Genomic DNA, 24,017 nt, shown 5'->3' on the forward strand with positions numbered 1-24,017 from the left:
CAAAAAAAAATTTTGCAGTTTCAGATTAGTTTATATTTTTACCCTCGGTAACCCATTTACTAATCATTAAATTCTAAAAAAATGGCAACTGCAAAAAAAGCTGCTCCTAAGAAAGCTGCTAAAAAAACTGTAAAGAAAGCTGCTAAGAAAGCTGCTCCGAAAAAAGCCGCTAAGAAAGCTGCTCCTAAAAAAGCCGCTAAGAAAGCTGCTCCTAAAAAAGCTGCTAAGAAAGCTGCTCCGAAGAAAGCCGCTAAGAAAGCTGCTCCTAAGAAAGCCGCTAAGAAAGCTGCTAAGAAAGCTTAATCTTTTACAGCAACAGATATTAAAGCCCCGGTTAACCCGGGGCTTTTCTTTTTATAAATAATCAGAAGTCAAAATTGGGAACGGTCCCGCAGGATAGGTTGCCTCGACAGGCTCCTTTTACATTTTTCCTTTTTACTTTTGAAACATGATGGACAACTACGCGATAGCCGACCAGTTTTCCCTGTTATCCAGGCTCATGGATATTCATGGTGACAATCCCTTCAAATCGAAATCTTATTCCAGCGCAGCTTTTAATATTGAGAAATTACCCGTTCAGCTGGCCGACACCCCGGCAGAAAAGATCTCCTCACTAAAAGGCATTGGTGACAGCAGCGCAAGAAAGATCATTGAGCTGATAGAAACCGGCAAGATGACTGTGCTGGAAGACCTCATCATCAAAACTCCTTCCGGCATCCTGGAAATGATGGCGCTAAAAGGGCTTGGGCCAAAAAAGATCGCAACCATCTGGAAGGAAATGGGAATTGAATCCATGGGTGAATTGCTGTACGCATGTAACGAGAACAGGCTCCTCATGTATAAAGGCTTTGGTGAAAAGACCCAGGAGAGCGTAAAGCAGTCGATCAATTTCTACCTGCACAATAAAGGTTATTTCCTGTATGCCGAAACGGAAGACTTTGCCCATGAGTTTGAAAATGTATTGAAGCAATATTTCACGGGTGAAGAAGTTAGCCTGGCTGGTGATGTACTCCGCCAGTCGAATATCATTACCCAGCTCGAACTCATTACCACTATCCCACAGGCATCCCTATACGCATTCCTGCAGGCACAGAACTTTAACCCGGAGCAGCCGGATGAAAAATTCATTACCGCGATAGGCGCGACCGGGATCAGGATCATCATCCATTTCACTTCGAAAGAAAAGTTTATCGCCGCAAGGTTTGCATCCAGCTGCAGTGAACTCTTCCTGGATGAATTCATTTCAGCTACGGGCTATGATGCAGGCACTACTTTCACTTCGGAAGCAGATCTGTTTGCAGCCTGCGGAATTCATCCCATCCCGGTTAACCAGCGCGAATTGCCGGAGACCGTAAGGAAAGCGTTGAACGGTCCCCTTCCTACCCCTATTGAAGTGTCGGATATAAAAGGGATCATACATACCCATAGTAACTGGAGCGACGGACTGCATACCATCGAGGTCATGGCCAAAGCCTGTATTGCACATGGGTATGAATACCTGGTGATCAGTGACCACAGTCGATCCGCAGCTTATGCAAACGGCTTATCGGCTGATCGCATCCGGGAGCAGCATGCATATGTGGATGAACTCAACGCGAAGTATGCGCCCTTCCGTATTTTCAAAAGCATTGAGTGTGATATCCTGGGTGACGGTAGTCTGGATTACCCGGATGAAATTCTTGCCAGCTTTGACCTGGTGATCGCTTCCGTGCATAGCAACCTGAAGATGACGGAAGAAAAAGCCATGCAGCGACTGCTGAAGGCAATTCAACACCCTGCGACTACCATACTTGGACATATGACCGGAAGACTCCTGTTGAGTCGGCCTGGATACCCGATCGATCACAAAATGATCATTGATGCCTGTGTCGATCACAATGTCGTGATTGAGATCAATGCCCATCCGCGCCGTCTCGACCTCGACTGGAGCTGGATTCCTTACGCACTGGAAAAAGGCTGCCTGTTATCCATCGACCCCGATGCCCACCAGGTTGAAGCGTTTTCAGATGTGAAATATGGCGTTATCAGTTCGCAGAAAGGCGGGTTGACGAAGGAAAGGAACCTGTCGTCGTTCTCACTGGAGCAATTCGTGGAGTTCCTTTCAAAGTCAAAATGATTATTTAATTCACCTGCTCGGTCGCCAGCGCGAGCTCCACATAAAACGTCGTTCCCTCGCCCTCCCGGGTCTCGAACCAGATCCGGCCCTTGGCCTGTTCAACAATTCCTTTACTCATGGCCAGGCCGAGACCGGTTCCACTGGTTTTGGTGGTAAAGTTGGGCGTAAAGATCTTGTTACGCATCTGCTCAGGAATTCCCTGCCCGTTATCGCTTACACTAACGATCACCGAGCCGTTCTCGAATACCTCATCGATTTTCACTACGCGGTCATCGTTGTTGACAGTGGCTTCCACAGCATTCTGAAGCAGGTTGGTGAAGAGGCGGTTCAATTGAGTGCGATCCGCATGCACCATCACTTTCCGGCTCACCGGGTGCCAGCTGAAATGAACCTGCTCACTGGAGTCATAAAGGTGTGAAAGGGAATATAGGATCTCATGCAGATCGAACAATTCATTGCGGGTATTGCTGATATTGGCGAACTGTGAAAACTCAGAGGCGATCTTACTGAGGTGATCAATCTGTTCAACCAGTGTGCGGGCAACGTTGGTAGTGAGCATTTTCACGTCACTGTTGTTGCTGTCGATCGCTTTCTGCAAATATTGAATGCTCAGCTTCATCGGGGTAAGCGGGTTCTTGATCTCGTGCGCAACCTGTCGCGCCATTTCACGCCATGCCCCTTCCCTTTCGCTTTTGGCGAGAGCTGCAGCACTTTCTTCCAGCTTCAATACCATCTTGTTATATTCTTTCACCAGCTCACCGATTTCGTCGTCACGGTTCCATTCGATCTCATCATTATGCTGCCCAAGGTTCACCGCGCGCATTTTGGCACTGATTAATGAGAAGGATGAGGTGATCCTGTTGGTAATGAAAAGCGCAATTACACCGGCGATCAGGAAGATAAAGGCATTCAGGTTGATGATCGTAACAAGGAAGTTGGAGATTTCCTTCTTCAGTTCCACCTGCGAATCAAAGGACGGCATGTTCAGGTAAGCATAAGCGTTTCCGTCTGCATCCCGAACGGGCGAATAAATGCTCTGGTAGCTGATACCGCCCATCTGTTCTTCCGTGGTATACTGTACCAGCCGCTGCTTGTGAATGCGGTGATAGGCCTGCGGATTCATGCGTACACTCAGGATTCCCTTCTCATAAATGAAGGGGTTTGAAGAAATCCGCAATTCGCCATTTAAGTCATAAATGTTGATATCGGTACCATGGATCTCCGAGACCTCACGCACGAGATTTTCCAGCAGCTCATTGTATCCCTCTTCATACAATCGCAGCATATAATCGAAAAAGGATCTTGAGTCGATCTTGGTCTGCACCTCGTTGGTCATGATCTGGATGGCCTTGCTCAACTGGTCCTGCTTATTCTTGCTGTAACGGTTGATGAAGAAAAAGATCGTGGCCGCACCGATCACGAGGAAAGAAAACAGGCTGATAAAGATTATGGTCCCGTGGATCTGCGTCCTCAGGTTCATCTGCAGTTCCTTGCGCAGGTTCACCATTCGCAGTCGCGAACGCACCAGCGTGGTGGTAAGGCGGAACAGTCCCAGTAACAGCAGGAAGGTACTGAACAGGTAAGCGACGAGGGTAATAGATTCAAGCCAGAGATTATCCCGGCGCGCGATTATGACTACTTTATTGTTATCGCGGTACCACAGTTCGTCGTAGTTCTCCGAATTCCGCATCGTGAAATTGTTCTTCGGAAGCTGCGAATTGGTTAGCCTTGTCGGGAACGGGTAATCGTTATAATAATCGATCAGCTCCTTATTATTGTAGATCGCATAACTGTAAATGGGTGAATATTCGTCGGGCAGGAAATCCTTCCTTGCGCGGAATAATTCGGGAACCAGTGCGTCGCTCTTGTATTTCTTGGGTTCTGAAAGTATAAACATGTAGCCCACTGCGATTCCCTGGGTATCAGTGACCATCTTCCGGCTGATATAACTGAATTTATCAAATGCCTTTTCAAAATAGCGCAGGTCATTGATATTCGTTGGCTTCCCTTCGATCCGGAAAATCGTGTTCAGGGTGTCGTATGAAACAGGGTCCTCATTATACATGGGTTGTTCGGCCTCGTCAAACGTATAGATGCGGGTATCGTACTTATTCAGGTAGGCACTGAAGTTCTTATTGATCAGGCTGTCTTTCAGGTACTGGTTGGATGAGGCAAACCTGAACCTGCGCCAGTTACTGTAAAGGAAGTCGTTATCGAAATAAGTCAGGGCGATACTCAACAGGCGTTCGCTCGTAGGATCTGCCTGCAGCGAAAGCTTCTCAGCCGTACGTTTCCGTTGCTCGAGTTCGATCCGGCTGTTCTCGCTCATGATGATCAGCGAGATCGACATCGAATACATGAAGATCCAGAGCAGCAGTACGGGTACAGACCAGCGTTGGTCTGTAGTTACCAGAACCGGTTGCCGCATCAGCCATACGTAAGCGACCAGCCACAACAACACAAAAATGTTGAGTTCAACAATATTACCCGGACGGATAAACGTAATCGCCAGCAGGCCGAATGCCGCAATAAAGGCATACAGCATATACGACTGGGTCGTCAGCAGCGGCCTGAGAGCCCGCATGATTACCGAGGAAGCAAGAAAGTAACTCAGCGCGAGTGTGGCCAGGATCACGAAACCGGCGAAGCTGTACACATCCAGGCTGAAAAAATTGGTAACGTTAAAGGATATACGTGCATCAGCGATCAGGCTCTGGATGATGACCGCGAATGAAAAAGTAAGGAAGACCATGAACAGTGCGCCGATGGCCACGATTGGCCAGCGAAACCAGCCGCGTGCGTAACGCGAAAGCTCGATCACCTCGCTTCGCCGGTATACGAACAACAGGATCCAGCAGAACAGGAATGCATTGATCAGGAGGTCACCTAGGCTGGGAAGGAAGGCACTGGAACTATATATCTGCGGATCGAATAGCTCAAAATGCCGCCATGAAAAGCCTTCAGCGAACGAATAGGTCATTCCCCGCAAAAGCAATACTGTACCCGCCAGGAACAGGAACCCTTTTAAAAATCCATACTGCAGGGCGATACTGTTCGCAATATTATGCACAACGATCAGTAACAGGACCACTGCCATCACATCCAGTACGAGCGACCATTCATTTCCCTGGTCGGAAGCATACGTATTTTTAGGCAGCAGGTAGTACAGAGGCTTCCCGGTGCTGGATCGTACGGGATAAGCCGTTTCGGTTTCTGAAAGGGAGATATTGTTCTCCGCACTCGGGAAGCCGACAAACTGTTTCTGCAGGTTATTATTCTGAATAAAATATTCTGTGCGGATCGGGATCAGGGCAACAACCAACAGCTTTTCATTTGCGAGCGGAACGATCTTGCGGATGTACTCATACTGACCATTCCGTAACCTGATCATTTCGTGGCTGTACTTCGTATATATTATATCTGCATTGGGTTCAGCCTGCTGGGTGCTCCAGAAACGAAGCGACCAACTGTCGAATGGCCCCTGCTTGTAAATAAAAATCCCAAAGTCTTCGTCTGTAAGCAGTTCAAGCTGCTCCTGCGAATAAACCCCTTCTGAATACACTTTCAGCAAAGCAGTGTCTGCAGCCAGTTTTTCCACCTTTCCTTCGCGGATATGGACCCGCTTTTCCATCGCCTTCTGCAGGTGTGGTGCAGACGACGCCCCGGCAAAATAGTTGTTGATGATAAAAGCAATAGTAAACAGCCAGCCTGCCGCCAGTAAGAAATAGGCATTCCGCTTAAATATGGAAAGTATGAAGTTCTTCAAGATGCTGACTTTTCTGCTTTAATGGCGTTCCACAGGTCATCCATTTCTGCCAGGGTCATATTCTGTAATTGCAGGCCCTTCCGGGCGGCGATCTCCTCCATCTGGGTGAACCGGTATATGAATTTTTTATTGGTGCGCTCAAGTGAATGTTCGGCATCAAGATGCAAAAACCGTGCATAATTAACGAGCGAGAACATCAGGTCACCGAACTCCTCCTCTACTTTGTCCTTGTCCCCCGTTTTTTCCGCCTCCTGCAATTCCTTTATTTCCTCCTGCACTTTATCCCACACCTGGTCTTTATGTTCCCATTCGAAGCCCACCTGTTTTGCTTTCTCCTGCAGGCGCATTGCTTTCACTGTAGCCGGAAGTGATTTTGGCACCCCGCTCAAAACAGATGTTTTGCCTTCTTTCAGCTTCAGCTGTTCCCAGTTTCTTTTCACTTCGTTCTCATCCTTCACTTTAACATCTCCATAAATATGCGGATGGCGGCTGATGAGTTTTTCATTGATGCCCTTCAGGACTTCTTCCAGGCTGAACTGCTGTTGCTCGGAACCGATTTTAGAGTAGAAAACAAGGTGAAGAAACAGGTCGCCAAGCTCTTCTTTAATTCCCTTCCAGTCCTCCGCTGAAATGGCATCTGCGAGTTCGTAGAGTTCCTCGATGGACTGCTGGCGAAGCGTCTGGATGGTCTGCTTCCTGTCCCACGGACATTTTTCGCGCAACTCATCCATGATAACCACCAGCCTTTCAAATTGTTCTGCAGCTTTGTTCATATAATCATTTTTAATGCCCATTTGTGACCTTTGCAGCACTGATCGCAGCAAAGATGGACAGTAACACCAGCATCATAACAAACGACATCGTATTCAACAGGAAAAATTTTGTAATTGTTTTCCCCCTTCGCTGCTGGTAGAAGCGTCGCATGGCTTTATACATATAAAAATAAATTACGAATACAGACAGCACCAGCAGTACCGTAATGAAACCCCAGTGAGTAAAATCCTGCAGCCTGTCGAGTCCAAACCAGCCAAGCAGGAAGATGAATGTGGCGCAATACAGGTGGATGGTAAATATGGCATGGTCTGCATAAAATAATCTCTTATGACGTATATATAAGAGCTTGAGGAAGAAAGCGAAAATCGGTAAAGAAACGAACAGCATTTTTGGGAAACTGTGCAGGATGGAGTCGGCAAGGTTACGCAGGTATTCGCCTCCGCCTTTCTTATCGGTATCTTCGATCACCGCTGCCAGCCACAACAAAAAATTGCGTTTCAACCAACCGTCGCGGCTTTCTTCAGGCAGGGCCTCCTGCATCCGTTGATAGGCGATTACTGAACGGTAGCTCAGGTCATCGGTGCTCAGTTTGGTCCCCGTGCCGCTTGTGTCAATAGAATATTTGAGTCCTTTCTCCTTTGGAGAATAGGTCACTTTCCCTGTTTCAATGTCAACTCCCTGGGCTTTCAGTGAATCCTGCAACGTGTTAAGCGGGTTGTTTTCCACATCCAGAGAATCAGCAGCTCCTTTGTTTTTGGCTGCAGTCTCATTCTCATGGATCTTCTTTTCCACCTCGATACTATCCTTTACAAGCCCGCTGATCACCTGCTGTGCCGTTACCCGTTTCAGGCTGTCATTCGATTTGGGACCGTAGTGCCTGAGGTTTTTCAGTGCTATGTTTAACTGTTCCTTCTTTTCCTCCAGCTTCTTCTTATCCGATTTCATCATGTTTGTCGTGTTGTACAACGTGAAGAATATAAGAAAGAAAAATGCCGATGTAAACACGTACATCCGGATAGGGTTCAGGTAACTCTGGCGGCGCCCGCGCATGTATTCGAGTGAAAGAAAACCGGGTTTGGCAATCAGATCCCGGATCGTGCTGAAAAACTTTCCGTCGAAGTGTGTGATGTCATAAACAAAGTGGGTTAGAAGTCCCCAGAAGGTCTCTTTAGGCACAATATTTTCCTGGCCGCATTTCTGGCAATACCTTCCTTCTACAATTGTTCCGCAATTAAGACAGTCTTTTTCCGTTCTTTCGTGGTAGTGAGACACTTTAATGAAATTTGAATAAAAATAGTATTATCGCGGGAAGAACCCGTTGCGCATTATGAAAAAAATCCTGTTCGCCCTGTTCCTGCTTGGTTTTCAGCAAATGGCCCATTCGCAGTATTATTATAAAGACCTGGTGACTACCAGGCAGACAAACGACCTGTTTAATCTTTACCGCAAACTTGGTATTAAGAAGATCACATTGAACAGTTATGATGGCAATTCAACCGAAACTGCCGGCTTTACCGGTGAGCAGGTGGTTGACCTGAAAAAAAGAACAGTAACCACGATCACCCGTACTTCGGTCGTTGGCGACTCCTGGTTTACTGCTACCTATGATGAAGCCGGACGCATTTCTGAAAGTGCGGACAGCGCCCAGAATGCGAGCAACAAAACAAAATATGAATACGATGCTTCAGGAAGGTTGTCGCGCATCAGTGCGACAAGTATTTCTGATAATGTCGCCACAACTGAAACGCATTCCTGGCAATATGATGGCAGTGGAAAGCCGGTATCCATGACCAGGATCATCAATAATTCCGACACCACCCAGGTGCAGCTGACCCAGGATGAAAAAGGGAACGTGGGTGAAGAGCGCGCTGTACGTAAAAACCTACCGCCGGTAACTGTATTCTATTACCACGACAACCAAAGCCGGCTTACAGATGTAGTACGTTATAATGCAAAGGCAAAACGGCTCCTGCCCGACTATATGTTCGAGTATAACGACCAGGGCCAGGTGAAAAAAATGACAGTGATCCCCGAAGGAACCAATGAATACCAGAACTGGTATTATCAATACCAGCCCGACGGACTGAAGCGCATGGACCTCGTGTACAATAAGCAGCAGCAGCTGATGGGAAAGGTGGAATATGAGTATGTGGTGAACTGATTTTTACTCGCGCTTACTTCAATCTCCGTTCAACCTCAAGCCTATACATCCTGCTTACTGGCAATTGCTGCCGGTTGACTTCGATAATTTCTTTCGAGTAGGAATCGATCTTGTCCATGGCAACAATGAATGAGCGATGGATGCGCACGAAAGAATAATGTGCAAGCTCTTCTTCGAGGGCGGAGATTGCCTGCTTTGTGACTATGGTCTTATTATTCGTCACCACCTTGATATAGTCGCCAATACTTTCAAAATAAAGGATATCCTGCACGGCGACCTTCATTGTCTTGCGGTTGGTGCGGAAATACAGGAATCCGTCTTTGCGTGGGGTTTCAGGGGCAGCTATGGTAGTAACAGGAGCCTGTTCAATGACTTTATTGACGGCCTTCAGGAAACGTTCGAATGAAATGGGCTTCAGCAGGTAATCTACTGCATTGAGATCATAACCTTCGACTGCAAACTCCCGGTGTGCTGTTGTGAAGATCAGTTTCGGCGGATTACGCAGGGTGCGCACGAAATCCGTTCCGAGTAACTGAGGCATCTGGATATCGAGGAATAAAAGATCTACAGCTTTTGTGGTAAGCATGCTCATTGCTTCAATGGCATCGGGACTCGTGCCGACAAGTTCAAGCGATGGCACAGCCTGGATATGATGTACGATCACATCCAGCGCAGGTGGTTCATCATCTACAGCGAGGCAACGTATTCTTTGTTTAAGCATGCTGCAGGTTATTATTGTAAGCGGGCGCGTCCTCCAACTCCAGTTGAAGGTTCACCGCGTAAGTATCAGGCGTGGACCTGATATCCAATTTAAAATTATTTCCGTAAATGAGTTCCAGCCGCCGGCGCAGGTTGCTGAGGCCAATCCCTCCTTTCAGGCCTTTGATCTCTGTCTTGCTGTTACGGATCAGGAGTTCAAATTGCCTGCCCTGTACCGAGATCGACATCTCGATCCATTGCTTCCCCCTTGACACTCCGGCTCCGTGTTTGTAACAGTTCTCGATGCAGGGCAGCAAAAGTTGCGGCGGGATCATTAGTCCATCCGTGCGGCCATAAATCGCCTTTGACATTTCCAGCCTGTTGCCGAACCGCCCGTTCTGCAGGGCAATATAACCATCGATCATTTCAAGTTCACGATCCAGCGGAACCAAACAACTGCTGCAATCGTAGATCATGTAACGCATCATATCGTAAAGCTGGCGTACAGCATCCTTTGCAAATGCCGACCGTTTCAGTGTGTAGGAGTAAATGAGGTTTAGTGCATTAAAGAGAAAATGCGGCTGTACCTGGTTGTTGAGAAGTTTCAATTCCGCTTCAGCGTTTGCAACTACCAGTTGGTCTTTCATCCGGATCTCGATGAAACTGTTGCGCGCCGTTTTTGCAACCAGGAAGATTGAACCCATGGCCAATGGACCAAAATTGACGAACCCCCATAAATAGCCCCACAGCTGCAGGAAGGCAGGTTGCTGATCTGTCGTTTTCCCATTGATATACTGACACATCAAATATTGCAAAGCCATAGCGGCAAAGCAATAAAAGGTTAAGCCTGCAATCATAAGCAATTTGCCGTGGTATTTTTTTAAATAGGGAAGCACCAAATAAACAGCCGTGTAGGTAAAGAGCATTTCGAAACCAAGCTCAGCAGTCACAAACGAAGCACTCATGGACAGGTCGGCTGCAGTCAATTGGTCCTGCACCAACGAAAACATGACAAACGTCTGCATCCAGAGAAACAGGTAACGTGCTACCCAGACACAGCCGTGCCGCAGCAGAACGAACCTGCTGCTTTCACTGAAAATAAGCTCATGCAATTGTGCATTAGCCTTTTGCGACAACAACATTCCCGGCGACTTCTCCATATAGCGAATAACTGAGTTTATCTGAAAGTTCAATTATGATATCAGCAGCTTCGTCCGAATCTTTTGAAACATGATCCATTACATTTTCCAGGCACTCCAAAATGAAATCCGGGTGAATGCTTGCTCTAGCCATTTGTAGTTCCATCCTTTTCCGCTTTTTCAATAACTCATGCCTGTTCATCCGCTGCCCGTAAAGATTACGGGTGAACCGGATACCTGCAACAAAAATTGCGGCGAGCATTGCATTTATGCTGTTTATGAAGCCAAGGGATAAGATGCGTAAAAGCGGAATGCCTTCCAGCCCGGTGGGACTTGCCCATGCAAAGAACAGGAAGCTGAAACTGAAATTCACCAGGTTCACAACCAGGAAAAGCAACAGGCAACTGACGGCCAGCAGGAACGCATTCGAACGCAGTGCATAACGTGGATATATGAATCCGAGCATGATATATACGGATGTAATTGAGGCAGGCAGGAAACAGCAGACACTGATAAAAGAAACCAAAAAGAGATCACCCGGATCAAGGCCCTTTATACACCCGGGGGAAATGCCCTGTGCATAATAATACAGGCTGAATATAAGCCAGAATACGCCGTGCCGCAGGTAGTGCTGGCGGGAATTATCGGAGAAAAAGAACTCGTTCCAGTTCATAACCCGTGCTTTAATTTAAAGTTACACAGATAACTGTTTTCGGGGCAGATTAATAGACGAATGCCATTCGTCGACGTTAAGCTGACTTTACATGCCTGCACCTGTATTCCGGCATCAGGGTTCGTGCAGCAGTCGAATAGAAAAATCAAGGGCCTTTTCCGCTGCTACTTTTGACTAAACAACAAAAACACATTTTATGAAAAAGTCATTCTTCATCCTCGTGCTGGCAGTGCTGGCCTATGGATCAAAAGCAGTTGCACAAGGCGGTTCAGGCGACTTTGACGGTTCCGTTGCGAAACTCGATGCAACAGGAAAAAAAGTTGCTGCACCAAAAGTAAGCAGCTCGAGAGTGTACAAGGATTTCAGTAAAAGATTCCATGCAGCTGAAGACGTGGTGTGGTATGAAACTCCCAAAGGATTCATTGCTTCGTTCTCTGCAGATGGAATCAAAACACATGCTGAATATGACAAACGCGGACAGTGGATAACCAATATCCTTTCCTACCCTGAAAGCAAACTGGACCGCGAGATCCGCCGCATGGTTCTGAGTAACTATATAGATTACAATATCACCTGGGTTAATGAAGTGCAGCTGAATGATCGGAGTATTTACCTCGTGCAGGTATTTGACGGACAAAATACACTTCACCTTAAAATAAGCGAAGGTGAAATGGAAACCATTGCACGTTATCATGCAAAGCCCTGAAACAGGACCGGTCGCATTCGGCCTGAATTATGTCGCGATCCACCCCGGCATGGCCCGGCAAAAGCAGTTAACTTGGCGTAAGCAAAATCCACAGTTATGCTCACTACTCCATCAGTTCAGCAGCGCGATGAACAGCACTATGTTGCCATCCGCACCAGGGTCGCGATGAATGATATCCCGAAAGAGCTTCCCCCGCTGATCCCAAGGGTTATGGACTGGCTGGGGAAGCATGATCTCGCACCGGCCGGACCGCTCTTCTTCCAGTACCGGCATATGGATCCTGACAATACACTGATCACTGAAGTGGGGTTTCCCGTAAGCAGACCTGCACAGGCTGAAGGGCAGGTAATCGCCGGTTCCTTTCCGAAAGGGAAATATGCCATCATTACTCACCAGGGCGATTACACGCACATCCGTGAAGCCCATCGCGAACTGGACAAATGGGTAAAGGAACAGGGACTGAAAGAAAAATCCACTCCATCTCCAGAGGGCACCGAATGGGGCGGCAGGATTGAAAGTTATGTGAAGGGACCGGAGTCCAGTCCCGATGCCACGCAGTGGAAAACTGACATCCTTTACCTGGTCGGCTAAGCACTCAAACGAGCAACGGGTCGGGTTGAACAAACATTCCCTTCACTCCTTCTGCCAGCAGCTGTGCGGACATGTCATGAGAGAATAACTGCAGGCTCCTGGCTATTGTGCCCGACCATCCTGTCTGGTGACTTGCACCTAGTCCCGCGCCGTTCTCCGCCTGGTAATACTCGTAGAACAGGATATAATCGCGCCAGTTGGGATCTTCCTGGAATTTCTGCGCACCACCGAATAATGCCCTATGCCCATTTTCGTCTTTGGTAAAGATTTTGGAGAGGCGGTCCGCGATATGCTCTGCAACCTGGTAAAACGTTAAGTAATTGCCGGAGCCGGTCGGACATTCAACTTTGAAATCATCGCCGTAATACATGTAGTACTGGAGCAATGCCCTGATGACGAGTGCATTTACAGGCATCCAGATCGGACCGCGCCAGTTGGAGTTTCCCCCGAACATACCTGAATCGGATTCCCCTGGCGTATAAGCGACACTGTAATCCTGGTCCTTCACCCTGATGGTATATGGGTGTTCCAGGTGGTAACGGGACAAAGAACGGATGCCATAGGGACCAAGGAATTCATTTTCATCAAGCAGTTTACCCAGTACACGCCGGAGATTTGTTTCATTGAGGATACCCGCCATTTTACGCCCGCCAACCCCGGGTTCAAGGCAATCGTGGATCCTTTCCTGCAGGTCGGCATGAGAATGCAACAATCTTTTCAGTTCAGCCCCCAGCTCGGGATATTTCCTGGTCAATACGCCATCATAAGTGCACACTGCACATAACGGCAATAGCCCGACAAAAGAACGCACTTTCAACCGCTGTGCTGTTCCGTCTGGCAATTGCAGCACATCGTAGAAGAATCCATCTTCTTCATCCCACATGCAGGATTCGCCGGGATCCACCATGGAAGCTGCGATCCTGAGAAAATGTTCCACATACTTTATGGTGGACGTGATATAATCCTTATCGCGTATTGCCAGTTCAATGGCGATCTCCAGCATGTTCTGGCTGAACAATGCCATCCATGCTGTACTGTCGGCCTGCTCCAGGCAGCCACCAGTAGGTAACGGTGCACTGCGATCGAAAACACCGATATTGTCGAGCCCAAGGAACCCACCTTCAAATACATTATGGCCGGAACGGTCTCTCCTGTTTATCCACCACGAAAAATTCAGTTCCAGTTTATGAAAATTGTTCCTCAGCCAGTGGATGTCATCAATGTGATGGATCATGTTTTCAAGGCGATAAGTATAGATCGTTGCCCAGGCAAGTACCGGGGGATTTACATCCCCGAAATTCCATTCGTACGCGGGCACCTGGCCGTTAGGATGCATGTAATGGCCAGCGAGCATGAGGCTGAGTTGCTGTTTGCCGAAATCAGAATCAACAAGGGTTAATGCCAGCACGTGAAAAGCAATGTCCCACGATGCGTACCAGGGATACTCCCATTTATCGGGCATTGAAATGATGTCACTGTTGCTCATGTGTTGCCATTCGAAATTCCGCGAAACGGTCTCATCACGCCCATTCAGCCAGACTGTTATATCATACAGGTAGAATTGTTTGCTCCACAACATACCGGCAATTGCCTGCCGCATAATGTTTTTTTCGTCGGCACTAAGTGAGGCGGGAATTTTGGAATCGAAAAATTCATCTGCCTCGAACTTGCGTTGTGCTATGGCATTTTCAAAGTCATCATCAAATGGCGTATGCAGGTCGCAGGCGGAGATCCGCAGTCGAACAGATTCACTATTACCAGGCTGAACGATCAGCCAGTAACAGGCCGCTGCTTTCGTTCCCGTGCCTGCAGGATTTACCGCATCGAGCTTGTCATGCACGATGAAGTTATTGATACCATCCTTCACATAAGGATTAGTATTTGGTGTACCAAAGATCCTCTCCGTATTTGTTTCATTGTCGGTGAAAAGCAGTGAAGGTTTGCCTTCACAATAAAGAAACATATCGCTGGCTTCGGAATGGGTCGCACGAATGATGGTGGTTGTTTTATTGGCGACCCGCGTCAATTCCGGCTTTTCGTTGTCTTCATGGTGCGACCAGTTGTTCCTGAACCACAGTGTGGGCAACAGGCACAGGATCGCTGGCTGGTCACCACGATTATGTACGGAAATTTTAACCAGGATGTCATCAGGTGAAGCCTTGGCATATTCCACAAATACATCAAAATACCGGTCGTCGTCAAACACGCCCGTATCGATCAGTTCGTACTCAAATTCATTGCGGGTTCGTTTCCTGTTGGTGGCAACAATATCGTCGTACGGGTAAGCGGACTGCGGATATTTGTACAGGTATTTCATATAGGAATGCGTGGGTGTACAATCGAGGTAGTAATAGTATTCCTTCACATCTTCCCCATGGTTTCCTTCGCTGTTGGTTAGACCGAAAAGCCTTTCTTTAATGATCGGATCATTGCCATTCCACATGGCAACGGCGAAGCAAAGGTTTTGCCGGTTGTCTGAGATACCCGCAATACCATCTTCTCCCCACCGGTATGTACGAGATCTTGCCTGGTCGTGGGTGAAATAATTCCATGCATCGCCATTTTTACTGTAGTCTTCCCGAACCGTACCCCACTGGCGTTCACTGAGATAAGGTCCCCAGTTTTTCCAGAAAGAAATTTTGTCGCGGTCTGCAATCATTCGTTGTGATTCCGCTTCGTTATGCAACGGGTAATTGACTGTTTCCATGATTGAAGATTTGAAGTTGATTCAACCAGGTTATTCAGGGGAGACGGCAACGGGGAGTCAGTGCAAGGTAAAGAAAGCTGAGGGTCTGCCGGCATCGAAATTTGCCCTAAATTCGGAATCAATGAATAAGCAGGAAAATGAAAACATTGCGGTCATCTTTGATATGGATGGCGTTATTATTGACAGCAATCCGCTGATCACCAGGGCGTGGAAGGAATTTTTTGCCGCTCACGGCCTTGCGCTGAGCGATGAACAGATGCGGCAGTATGTCTTTGGCCGGACGGTCATCGATACGCTGACGATGGTGCTGAACCGAGAACCCACTGCAAAGGAAATTGCCAGGTGCGAAACAGAAGTAAACGGGAATGTAAAACAGTTGTACCAGAGCGAAGGAAAGATCGTTGATGGCTTCACTCCTTTTGTGAAATCACTGATCGAGAACGATATCCTTGTTGCCATTGCCACCTCTGCCCCGCCTGAAAATGTCGGCATTGTACTGCGGCTCGCAGAAGCAGAACATTATTTCACGATCATATCAAATGCCTCGCATGTAAAACATTCCAAACCACATCCCGAGATCTACCTGACAACTGCAGAGCGATTGAAGATAGATCCCGCACGGTGCGTGGTGTTTGAAGACTCTTTTTCCGGCATCCAGTCGGCCAGGTCTGCAGGCATGAAGGTAATAGGCGTTACCACTACCCACTCAGACGAAGAGTTTGCAGGACTCACAGATGATAATGTCAGCGACTTTACTGTGCTATCTGTTGCTGAGGTAAAGGAGCTGGTTGCGCAGCAATAGTATCCAGTTCATACTGGTGGTATTTTTCGCCCAGGATGATCAGCGATGAATGCGCATGTAAAAATCTGCTGAGAAAATACGGGTTGTTTGAAAAGCGCGCATAATCGGCCATGAACTTATTCATGATATAAGCCAATCCTTTCCTTGCTTCACTGTAGTGGCGGTGACCAAAGATCAGTGCAAGTTCCCTGATCAGCATATCTGAAAAATTGTTGTTGAATAACTGCGGCAGTTCCCTGCTCAGCATTTCATCAATTTCATCATGCTGCGGAGCCGCAACCACTTTAGGAAGGAAGAAGGAACCCATCCGGTACACGAGCTGGTTTGCGGCGCGGTATCCGGGTTCACTATTTATTCCGTATTGGCAAAGGAGGGTGTTGGCGTCTGCCAGCCATTTGATGAGGTCTGTGGCCTTCAGGTTGTCATAATAAAACGCAGCCAGTTCTGCAGTTGCATTTCTGTTCATGATATTGGATTTTAAAGGATAGCGCACTATTGCGCAGAAAAGGAAATTAAAGAACAAATCACAGTTTTTCATTAAAATTTTCTGAAAAGTGAACAGCAAAGGCAAATAAAAAACCCCTTTGGGCATTGCACCAAAGGGGCTTGAATGTTTCAGAAGTACCCGGGACGGGAATCGAACCCGTACTCGCTTTTTCGGCGAACAGGATTTTAAGTCCTGCGTGTCTACCTGTTCCACCACCCGGGTGGATTGTTATGGAGCAAAAATAACCGGACTAAGCATCCGGCAAAAAAAAATTCCAAACCCGAGGTTTGGAATTTTTTTAAGAGAGCGGAAGACCGGGCTCGAACCGGCCACCCCGACCTTGGCAAGGTCGTGCTCTACCAAATGAGCTACTTCCGCATATTACCCACTGAAGCTTCAGCGTAGGTGGGTTATTTCTTAAAGAACTGTTTTTTCGATTGGGATGGCAAAGATAAGAACTAACTGATTTCTGCCAAATTTTTCAGCCGTTTTTTTCAGTTATTTATACTTCGGCGTGTATTGCGTGCTCTCCGGAACAGCCACTTTCGGCTTCCCTTTGTAACGATGTGTATACAGTCCATAACATCCGCCCAGTACAAAAGCCAGAATGCAGAAAACCTGCAGGTAAAACAGGAAAGTTGATGAATTAACCCAGTTGTAAGCAAAGTCTTTCTCCTGTGGATTCTCCAGATCGTGAGCCTGATGTTGCGCCATAGTTTTGATAATTGCAGTGCAAAAATAAAGGTTCAGTAATTAAAATCATTCTTTCTCCTGCACAATTTCAGAAAATTGTTTCCTTCCTTTTACGAAATGTTGCCATACGACAGACCCCTTGTAGCATCCATGGAGCTTGCCTTTTTTCTGCATAGGAAAAACACTCCTCTTTTTATGTCTCAATAACCAACCAATAAACGCTCCCTGTGCCTCAAAGATTGCTTTGAAATAAACTCCCTGTCCCTCAAAAAGGCTCTTACAGGCCGAAATGGAATCAAGTGCAAACCTCATTGGGATCTTCCATAGCGATTGGGTCAATGGCAGGTTCTTAGCCAGCATGATGAGATTGTTGCGGAAGTTGAGAAACACCTTCTTTTCATTTCCTTTCGGTAATGTTCCGCCGCCAACATGATATACAACCGATGCAGGGCACACCATTATCTTATAACCGGCAAGCTGCATCCGCCAGCAGAAATCAATTTCCTCCTGGTGCGCAAAAAAGAATTCATCGAGTCCGCCTAACCGGTGATACAATTCCGCCCTCACCAGCAATGCCGCTCCACTCGCCCAGAACACCGGCGACACATCGTCATACTGTCCTTTGTCTTCTTCACAATAATCGAATACCCTTCCACGTGCGAAGGGGTAACCAAGCGAATCCAGCCAGCCGCCGGAAGCACCGGCATATTCAAATAATTTCTTATCTGCATACATCCGGATCTTCGGTTGACAGGCACCGATAGCTGCATCGGAATCCATCAGCTGCATCATGGGCTGAAGCCAGCCGGTCGTCACTTCCACGTCAGAGTTCAGCAGCAGGTAGTATTCCGACTGCACTTTTTTCAGCGCTTCATTATACCCTTTTGCAAAGCCATAATTGACCGGCAGGCGAATGATCCCGATCTCCGGGTACCGGCTTTCCAGCCAGTCGACAGAATCGTCTGTGGAGGCATTGTCGGCCACGATTACTTCCATAGATGGATAACCCGACGCCAATACAGAGGGAAGAAAATTTTCCAGGTGTTTTTTACCGTTCCAGTTCAGGATTACTATTGCTACGCGTGACTGCAAAATGGGATCAATGATAAATTAGTGGCCAAAAATACAGTTTGCAAACTATTTGAATGGCTAAATTAGGAGGATGATTATATCCTTTTCCAACTGGCGTACCTGGCTGGCTTTGCTTGCACTGACAATTGTGATCAGTACAATATTCTATTCGCGTTACCTGGCCAACAAAATCGCCGTAGAGGAAAGGAACAAGGTGGAACTGTGGGTAACCGCAAGCAAAGCGATCTTCGATAACCCTGACCTGCCTTTGACTCTTCCGAATATGATCCGGAATGACCAGACCACTATCCCGATCATCGAAACCAATGAACACGACAGCATCGTCAATTATATCAACCTCGATTCCGCCAGGGCGATCGGCGAGCCCGAATACCTGTCGCGCAAGCTGCACGAATTCAAACGGGCGAACGAACCTTTTATCCTGGTATTGAGTGATTCGCCTTACGTCGCCAATAAATACTACTATGGAAATACGCGCCTGCTGAACGAAGTGCAGTATTATCCCATCGTGCAGCTGATCATCGTCGGCATACTCCTTATACTCACACTTTTACTATTGAATACGCAACACCGTTCGACCCAGAACCAGCTCTGGGCGGGCATGGCGAAAGAAACTGCGCACCAGCTCGGAACACCTATTTCCTCGCTGAAGGGCTGGGTGGAAATGCTGAAGGAATCTGGCGGGCAGGACAGCATTTCACGCGAGCTGGAAAAAGACGTGGAGCGCCTGAAGCTGGTGAGCGACAGGTTCAGCAAGATCGGCAGCACGCCCCAGGTGGAGCCGACCGATATTATCGAGCAGGTGGAAAATATGGTCGATTATATCCGCAAACGCGCATCTGGCAGGATCCGTTTCGAGATCCAGAAGCCTGTAGATGGTCCGCTAATGGCGCCGCTCTCGCCCACCCTCTTCGACTGGGTAATTGAGAACCTCCTGAAAAATGCACTGGACGCGATGGATGGCGCAGGCAAAATCACTGTTGACATTAAAGTTTCCGATAATAATATCATAACCGATGTCACCGATTCCGGCAAGGGCATTCCGGCTACGCACCTGGCGAAGGTTTTCCAGCCGGGGTTCACGACGAAGAAACGTGGCTGGGGATTAGGTCTCTCACTGTCCAAGCGCATCATTGAACAGTACCATGGCGGCCAGCTGTTTGTAAAGCAATCGGAACCGGGCAAGGGCACTACTTTCCGGATCGTTTTGCCGGTGAAATCCTGAACATTTCAAAAATCGCTTGGAAGCAATCAAATGAAATCCTACATTTGCGCTCCCTTCGGGTGATGCCCAGGTGTTGAAACTGGTAGACAAGCCACCTTGAGGTGGTGGTGCTGGAAACGGCGTGCTGGTTCGAATCCAGTCCTGGGCACAAGCTTTAAAAGAGACCCTTGAGAGTGCAAACTTTCGAGGGTTTTTTGTTTTCCGGTAGTCCACCAAAGCATGTCGTTTAATGTCGTTTAATGTCGTTTCGATTCATTTTTGCCGGGATAAACGGATTGCAAATTCCAACTGAACATCCCTGCCTGAAATAACATCGTCAATTGTCGCGATAACTTTATGGTCTGGAATAACGCCCCTATCCTTATAACCTGACTTTTTTACCTCGTTTATATACTTCCATTTGGGAATGATAATATTTATCTTACTGTTCGGTAGTTCTAACCTGGTGGTTTCACCGGAAGTATTTCCATAATATCCGCCACCAGTCTCCTCGCCAATAAACTTTCCCCGGTTATTACTCTTAGCTATCGAGCAAAAGTCAGCAGTAGTTGAAAAGCTTAACCCGTCCACCAGGAAAAACACCTCACCTTTGAAAGCATTCTTTTGAGGCGGTTGTAGGCCAAGAAGTGAATTTTCGCCAGCTGATACTTTCCTGGAAGTTGACTCAATAGAAGAAAAATATTTAAACGGTTGCCCGGTTAAGTGCGAGTACAGTAAGGCACCAAAAGCGTCGGTACCGCCGGCATTTCCACGAAGGTCAATGATCAGCTTCTCAACCTTTACTGTCTTATGAATTTCATCAAATGTCGCATTTAGAAAATTCCTGAAATCTTGTTTTCCGGAAAGCCGATTTTCATCAAATGTCTTAATAGTAAGTAAGGCTGTTTTTCCCGGCAGAAAATCCAATTGCAAATCCCGGGTACCTGGCCTGCTATCATTGGCACATTCAACGTCTTTTATAAGTGCGGCCCGGATAGTGGTTGCTTTAATCTCTCCTTCTTTTGTTTTATGCACTACTAAAAATGAATCCTTATTATCATAGATCCAATTGTAAAGAAAATTAAAGGCACCGTTGTTCAGCGTCTGCTGTTTTTTTGTTTCAATTTTTCCATCGGAAGGCAAATACTGAAATAGTGTGTCCCTGATGGTGGAAACTGGCCTGCCATCAATAGATAAAATCTGCGTCCCTGCGGAAAGCTCCTTAATCCTGCTGCAAAGTACATATGCCTTTTTAGCAATGAAGAAAAGATGGACAGGAAACATCTTAACCTGTTCACTGTAACTGTTCATAAGTAGCCGAGGGATGTTTGTGCCTGTGTGTCCATCTTCAATGGCGCTAATTGCGAACATTATTGACTTGGCAAACTCCAATTGCGTCATTGGATGATTCAAAGTGGCGAGGCAACTATCAAACAATTTATCTAAAACCATTTTGCTTTTATACCGATACAGTCCGGCATGCTCCTGCCCGATCACTTCATAAAAAGTTCTGAAATCCTGTTTTAACATTTCTGGCTGTAATGAGTCCAATATTACCGGCAGCCTGGGTTGAGCCGGAAGAGTTTGACTAATTACTAAGCTTGCCACCAGAAGGGCAATAGAAGCCCCACCCCACCCTGTGGACCTTGTCACTAATTTCATGTTCCCGGTATTTTAGTACTGAATTTCTATTTCTCTGATTGCTTTAGAAAAAAGTAATAACCTAAAAAGCTGGTAGCAACACAGAAAGCAATAATTGCCAAAGAGTGGATACCTAAAGGAAGCGTATTATAAACTATTAACAGGCCAAGGCTTATTCCCATAAGGAGTGAAAACCACTTAATATTAATATTCCTGTTCTCTTTCGGGCTTGTCTGTAAAATAGATGAGACAAGATTCTCAGGAATTCCCTTCTCTACAATTTTATTTTTTAACCGGTAATCCATAATTCGATTGATGATCGATAAAATGAAAATCATGAATAGTCCAACCGTAAATATCATAGCACACACATTGAAAACTTCTCTATCCATCGCATATTGATACTTGCTTTGGGCAGTTACGAATATTGGTGCAATAACAATCAGAGTTGTATTTATAATCCTTTTCATTCTTTTTCTGTTTATAATTAATTAGACAGGTTATTGTAATTATTGTTGCACTTACTTAATAAAATCGATCGCATTCATCTGCTTTTGATATTTCCTATACAGGTCTGAAACCAGGAATACAAACACACACGCGATAGTTGTGATAATTAACCCTACAGAAATGGAACTTATTTTCCACGTAGCATCCAAGAGTATGTCTTTAAAGAAATAAAGCACAGTCGCCCCAAACACAACAGCAATAATGGTAATAACGAACAAAAACAACCTGTCGAAACTATTTTTAGTTTGCGGGGTCGGCAATTGTTCCATAACAAGATCCGCTAATGGAAAATCAAAAGCCGGTTTCTCCTCTTCTTCAATTCCCGAGAAAAGCATTTTGTAGTCCGCAGCCTTTGTGGCGCAGTGTGAACAGTTCCTGATATGTTCAACAATATGAACATCACATTTCTCCGCTTCCAGGATGAAAAGCTGAATTTCCGGATCGGTAATATGTGCACTCATCTTGACACCTCCTTGTTATAAATATGCAATAACTTATCTCTTAAAACCTTCCTTGCCCTGAATAGGTAATTCTTCACTGTACCTTCCGGCAGCTCTGTTATCTGGGCGATCATTGAATAGCTCAGGTCTTCGTTGTGGTAAAGGGTTATTAAAGTCCTGTATAGCGGGGAAAGCTTATCTATTTCAATTCTCAACACTTGCGACAGCTCTTTTGTCAACACAAGACTTTCCGCCTCATCACTATACAGCTGATTGAATCCATCGAAATCATTTTCATCTACCAGTACTAACCTTTTCTTTTGAAGGTAGTTAAGGCAGGTATTGTAGGCGATCTGCCCAACCCAGGTGGAAAGTTTTGAGTTGAACCTGAATCCTGATAATTTCTTAAAGACCTTTAGGTAAACATCCTGAGCAAGATCCCTCCTGTCTTCACCATCAGCCACCATTTTGAAAATAATCTGGGCTACCAACCCCTCGGTATTATTCATGATAGTCCTGAATGCATTGGTATCACCATTTAATACCCTTTCTACGAGGGCTTCGTCGGTACGACTATTTTCATTTTGGTTATTCACTTACCAGATTAGACAGGCCAGGTTCATAAATGTTGCAATCGGTCCAGGAAATGTCCCTGCCCGATATGCAGCAGGTAACCATTGTAGTCATAGATACCCTGGCCAAAATACCACCAGACACCGTTAGTACAAAGGACCACGCTTTCTTTTTTCAGCATCCCGTAAAGAATTGGTAAATTAGGATAAGGACTCCAGCACGTCAGAACGTAATTTCCTACCACTCCCAAACCAATTGCCATGTCAACCACCCAAAAAGTAAAGCCCGTGGAGGTACACAAGGGCACTGAGCACACCAATGGTCAAAATCCCGTTACAAAATGGGCAGGAACGGTACCCCATATCAAACAGGGCACCTATTCGGACGGTCTTCCCTACAATGAACTCAACTACCTCGCCTTCAAATTGATCCTGAAACCAAACCGGTTCGTATCCCGCGACTCGCTTTTCGACCTGGTCAAAGTAATGAGAAAGCCGGCGACGGAACTGCACACCGCTTTTACCACAGATGGATACCTCGATATTCCTATCAGGATCCGCGAAGTTCTATTTGTTGATACGCCAGATTTTAAACTGTATAATAATGGCTTTATCCTTCGTCGCCGAATTGAGTATGTGGATGGGTTTGCCGTGTCAGACCCGGAAATTGTCTTCAAGTTCCGGCACCCGGATTTGCAGAAGGCCGCCGAGACAGACGTTCGCCCGCAAATCCAGGGCGACTACCGCGTAAAATTCAAGTGCCAGGCATTACCACTTAAAGAAGGTTTGGGCGGCATACGTATGTTATATTCACACAACGTTCAGTTTCCGAGGTCCAGCGTCAAAAACAATGACGTTTTTTCATTTGACGTGATCTCTGAAATCTTTCCCGCACTTGCCCACCTGAAAGAAATGCCGGGCGAAAGGATCCAGCTGGTGAACGACACGATAGTGGAAGAAGTAATCCAGGATATTGGCGTTCTTGACCTGGGCTCGGGCATCAAAGCAGAAGTCAATATGGGTATATGGCGTACCAGGGGGGAACACAGGCCACTCATTGGTGAACTTGCCTACCAGATCAAGTTCAAAGACCGGAGTGAGCTGAAGCTGGAGGCCATGCAAAAGGCGGAAAGATATTTCCTGGCACTTCAATATGCTGCCAAGGACTGGATCTCCTTAAATGCCACTAAAACCGGGGTTGTTTACCGGCACCTTGGCAATCCCCCAAAAAGCCACGAATAAAA

General features: G+C 46.6%; 23 protein-coding genes and 3 tRNA genes. 9 read left to right on the forward strand and 17 right to left on the reverse strand.

The window, feature by feature from the left end; genetic code table 11:
* Nucleotides 1-81: 81 nt before the first annotated feature.
* Together OI18_RS18930 and OI18_RS18935 are read left to right on the forward strand one after the other, a co-directional pair.
* Nucleotides 82-303, forward strand: a complete 222-nt coding sequence (locus tag OI18_RS18930) for a hypothetical protein (protein ID WP_039142744.1) — start codon at nucleotides 82-84, stop codon at nucleotides 301-303.
* A 145-nt stretch (nucleotides 304-448) separates the two neighbouring features.
* Nucleotides 449-2,116 (forward strand): DNA polymerase/3'-5' exonuclease PolX, encoded by a 1,668-nt coding sequence (locus OI18_RS18935; protein ID WP_052273391.1) that lies wholly within the window; start codon nucleotides 449-451, stop codon nucleotides 2,114-2,116.
* A gap of 4 nt (nucleotides 2,117-2,120) precedes the next feature.
* Here OI18_RS18935 and OI18_RS18940 read toward each other — a convergent pair whose 3' ends face one another.
* Genes OI18_RS18940 through OI18_RS18950 form a run of 3 tightly spaced genes read right to left on the reverse strand, consistent with a single transcriptional unit; the run spans nucleotide 2,121 to nucleotide 7,928 of the window.
* Complete coding sequence (locus OI18_RS18940) at nucleotides 2,121-5,882, reverse strand: ATP-binding protein (protein ID WP_052273392.1); 3,762 nt, start codon at nucleotides 5,880-5,882, stop codon at nucleotides 2,121-2,123.
* A complete protein-coding gene (mazG, locus tag OI18_RS18945; protein WP_039142749.1) occupies nucleotides 5,879-6,655 on the reverse strand; it encodes a nucleoside triphosphate pyrophosphohydrolase in 777 nt (258 codons plus the stop codon). The genes OI18_RS18940 and mazG overlap by 4 nt, the downstream gene beginning before the upstream one ends.
* A 10-nt stretch (nucleotides 6,656-6,665) precedes the next feature.
* On the reverse strand, nucleotides 6,666-7,928 hold the full coding sequence (locus OI18_RS18950) for a DUF3667 domain-containing protein (protein WP_039142699.1): 1,263 nt from the start codon (nucleotides 7,926-7,928) through the stop codon (nucleotides 6,666-6,668).
* Between the two features lie 55 nt (nucleotides 7,929-7,983).
* Between OI18_RS18950 and OI18_RS18955 the strand changes: the two genes are divergently transcribed.
* Complete coding sequence (locus OI18_RS18955; RefSeq protein ID WP_152616885.1) at nucleotides 7,984-8,817, forward strand: RHS repeat domain-containing protein; 834 nt, start codon at nucleotides 7,984-7,986, stop codon at nucleotides 8,815-8,817.
* Nucleotides 8,818-8,830: 13 nt separating this feature from the next.
* On the opposite strand, the gene OI18_RS18960 is transcribed toward OI18_RS18955, so the two are convergent.
* The 3 genes from OI18_RS18960 to OI18_RS18970 are packed head-to-tail and all read right to left on the reverse strand — an operon-like array spanning nucleotide 8,831 to nucleotide 11,328.
* Nucleotides 8,831-9,538 carry a LytR/AlgR family response regulator transcription factor gene (locus tag OI18_RS18960; RefSeq protein WP_039142702.1) on the reverse strand — a complete coding sequence of 236 codons (708 nt, stop codon included), beginning with the start codon at nucleotides 9,536-9,538 and terminating at the stop codon, nucleotides 8,831-8,833.
* Entirely contained in the window at nucleotides 9,531-10,676 is a 1,146-nt protein-coding gene (locus OI18_RS23975) for a sensor histidine kinase (RefSeq protein WP_052273393.1), read from the reverse strand. The genes OI18_RS18960 and OI18_RS23975 overlap by 8 nt, the downstream gene beginning before the upstream one ends.
* Nucleotides 10,636-11,328 (reverse strand): histidine kinase, encoded by a 693-nt coding sequence (locus tag OI18_RS18970; protein ID WP_039142704.1) that lies wholly within the window; start codon nucleotides 11,326-11,328, stop codon nucleotides 10,636-10,638. Before OI18_RS18970 ends, OI18_RS23975 begins: the two co-directional genes overlap by 41 nt.
* A 196-nt stretch (nucleotides 11,329-11,524) precedes the next feature.
* On the opposite strand from OI18_RS18970, the gene OI18_RS18975 reads away from it, so the two are divergent.
* Nucleotides 11,525-12,034 carry a hypothetical protein gene (locus OI18_RS18975; protein WP_039142706.1) on the forward strand — a complete coding sequence of 170 codons (510 nt, stop codon included), beginning with the start codon at nucleotides 11,525-11,527 and terminating at the stop codon, nucleotides 12,032-12,034.
* A 96-nt stretch (nucleotides 12,035-12,130) separates the two neighbouring features.
* On the forward strand, nucleotides 12,131-12,625 hold the full coding sequence (locus OI18_RS18980) for a GyrI-like domain-containing protein (RefSeq protein ID WP_039142708.1): 495 nt from the start codon (nucleotides 12,131-12,133) through the stop codon (nucleotides 12,623-12,625).
* 4 nt (nucleotides 12,626-12,629) lie between these two features.
* Here the strand turns inward: OI18_RS18980 and OI18_RS18985 are convergent, their stop codons facing one another.
* Nucleotides 12,630-15,332, reverse strand: coding sequence for an MGH1-like glycoside hydrolase domain-containing protein (locus OI18_RS18985; protein ID WP_039142709.1), 2,703 nt, complete (start codon nucleotides 15,330-15,332; stop codon nucleotides 12,630-12,632).
* Between the two features lie 121 nt (nucleotides 15,333-15,453).
* On the opposite strand from OI18_RS18985, the gene OI18_RS18990 reads away from it, so the two are divergent.
* Nucleotides 15,454-16,134 (forward strand): HAD family hydrolase, encoded by a 681-nt coding sequence (locus OI18_RS18990; RefSeq protein ID WP_039142752.1) that lies wholly within the window; start codon nucleotides 15,454-15,456, stop codon nucleotides 16,132-16,134.
* Here the strand turns inward: OI18_RS18990 and OI18_RS24315 are convergent.
* The 5 genes from OI18_RS24315 to OI18_RS19015 form a co-directional block, all read right to left on the reverse strand.
* Nucleotides 16,085-16,600, reverse strand: a complete 516-nt coding sequence (locus OI18_RS24315) for a hypothetical protein (protein WP_152616886.1) — start codon at nucleotides 16,598-16,600, stop codon at nucleotides 16,085-16,087. The two genes, OI18_RS18990 and OI18_RS24315, sit on opposite strands and share 50 nt — an antisense overlap.
* A gap of 156 nt (nucleotides 16,601-16,756) precedes the next feature.
* Nucleotides 16,757-16,843, reverse strand: a tRNA-Leu gene (locus OI18_RS19000).
* 83 nt (nucleotides 16,844-16,926) lie between these two features.
* A tRNA-Gly gene (locus OI18_RS19005) sits at nucleotides 16,927-16,999 on the reverse strand.
* Nucleotides 17,000-17,119: 120 nt separating this feature from the next.
* Nucleotides 17,120-17,335, reverse strand: coding sequence for a hypothetical protein (locus OI18_RS19010; protein WP_039142712.1), 216 nt, complete (start codon nucleotides 17,333-17,335; stop codon nucleotides 17,120-17,122).
* Between the two features lie 45 nt (nucleotides 17,336-17,380).
* A complete protein-coding gene (locus tag OI18_RS19015) occupies nucleotides 17,381-18,406 on the reverse strand; it encodes a glycosyltransferase family 2 protein (RefSeq protein ID WP_072039048.1) in 1,026 nt (341 codons plus the stop codon).
* A 70-nt stretch (nucleotides 18,407-18,476) separates the two neighbouring features.
* On the opposite strand from OI18_RS19015, the gene OI18_RS19020 reads away from it, so the two are divergent.
* The gene (locus tag OI18_RS19020) at nucleotides 18,477-19,631 is read left to right on the forward strand and encodes a sensor histidine kinase (protein WP_052273396.1); all 1,155 of its coding nucleotides are present in this window, start codon (nucleotides 18,477-18,479) and stop codon (nucleotides 19,629-19,631) included.
* A gap of 64 nt (nucleotides 19,632-19,695) precedes the next feature.
* A tRNA-Leu gene (locus OI18_RS19025) sits at nucleotides 19,696-19,779 on the forward strand.
* 104 nt (nucleotides 19,780-19,883) lie between these two features.
* On the opposite strand, the gene OI18_RS19030 is transcribed toward OI18_RS19025, so the two are convergent.
* From OI18_RS19030 to OI18_RS25115, 5 genes are all read right to left on the reverse strand, one after another.
* On the reverse strand, nucleotides 19,884-20,921 hold the full coding sequence (locus OI18_RS19030) for a S41 family peptidase (protein WP_160290262.1): 1,038 nt from the start codon (nucleotides 20,919-20,921) through the stop codon (nucleotides 19,884-19,886).
* Nucleotides 20,922-21,298: 377 nt separating this feature from the next.
* Complete coding sequence (locus OI18_RS19035; RefSeq protein WP_039142717.1) at nucleotides 21,299-21,721, reverse strand: hypothetical protein; 423 nt, start codon at nucleotides 21,719-21,721, stop codon at nucleotides 21,299-21,301.
* A gap of 51 nt (nucleotides 21,722-21,772) precedes the next feature.
* Entirely contained in the window at nucleotides 21,773-22,222 is a 450-nt protein-coding gene (locus OI18_RS19040) for a hypothetical protein (RefSeq protein ID WP_039142719.1), read from the reverse strand.
* Nucleotides 22,219-22,797 (reverse strand): RNA polymerase sigma factor, encoded by a 579-nt coding sequence (locus tag OI18_RS19045; protein ID WP_039142720.1) that lies wholly within the window; start codon nucleotides 22,795-22,797, stop codon nucleotides 22,219-22,221. The genes OI18_RS19040 and OI18_RS19045 overlap by 4 nt, the downstream gene beginning before the upstream one ends.
* A gap of 23 nt (nucleotides 22,798-22,820) precedes the next feature.
* Complete coding sequence (locus tag OI18_RS25115) at nucleotides 22,821-22,955, reverse strand: hypothetical protein (RefSeq protein ID WP_262494022.1); 135 nt, start codon at nucleotides 22,953-22,955, stop codon at nucleotides 22,821-22,823.
* A gap of 79 nt (nucleotides 22,956-23,034) precedes the next feature.
* Here OI18_RS25115 and OI18_RS19055 point away from each other — a divergent pair, with 79 nt between their 5' ends.
* Complete coding sequence (locus tag OI18_RS19055) at nucleotides 23,035-24,015, forward strand: hypothetical protein (RefSeq protein WP_205410074.1); 981 nt, start codon at nucleotides 23,035-23,037, stop codon at nucleotides 24,013-24,015.
* Nucleotides 24,016-24,017: the final 2 nt, after the last annotated feature.

The sequence above is a fragment of the Flavihumibacter solisilvae genome (genome assembly GCF_000814475.1).
Classification (GTDB): Bacteria; Bacteroidota; Bacteroidia; order Chitinophagales; family Chitinophagaceae; genus Flavihumibacter; species Flavihumibacter solisilvae.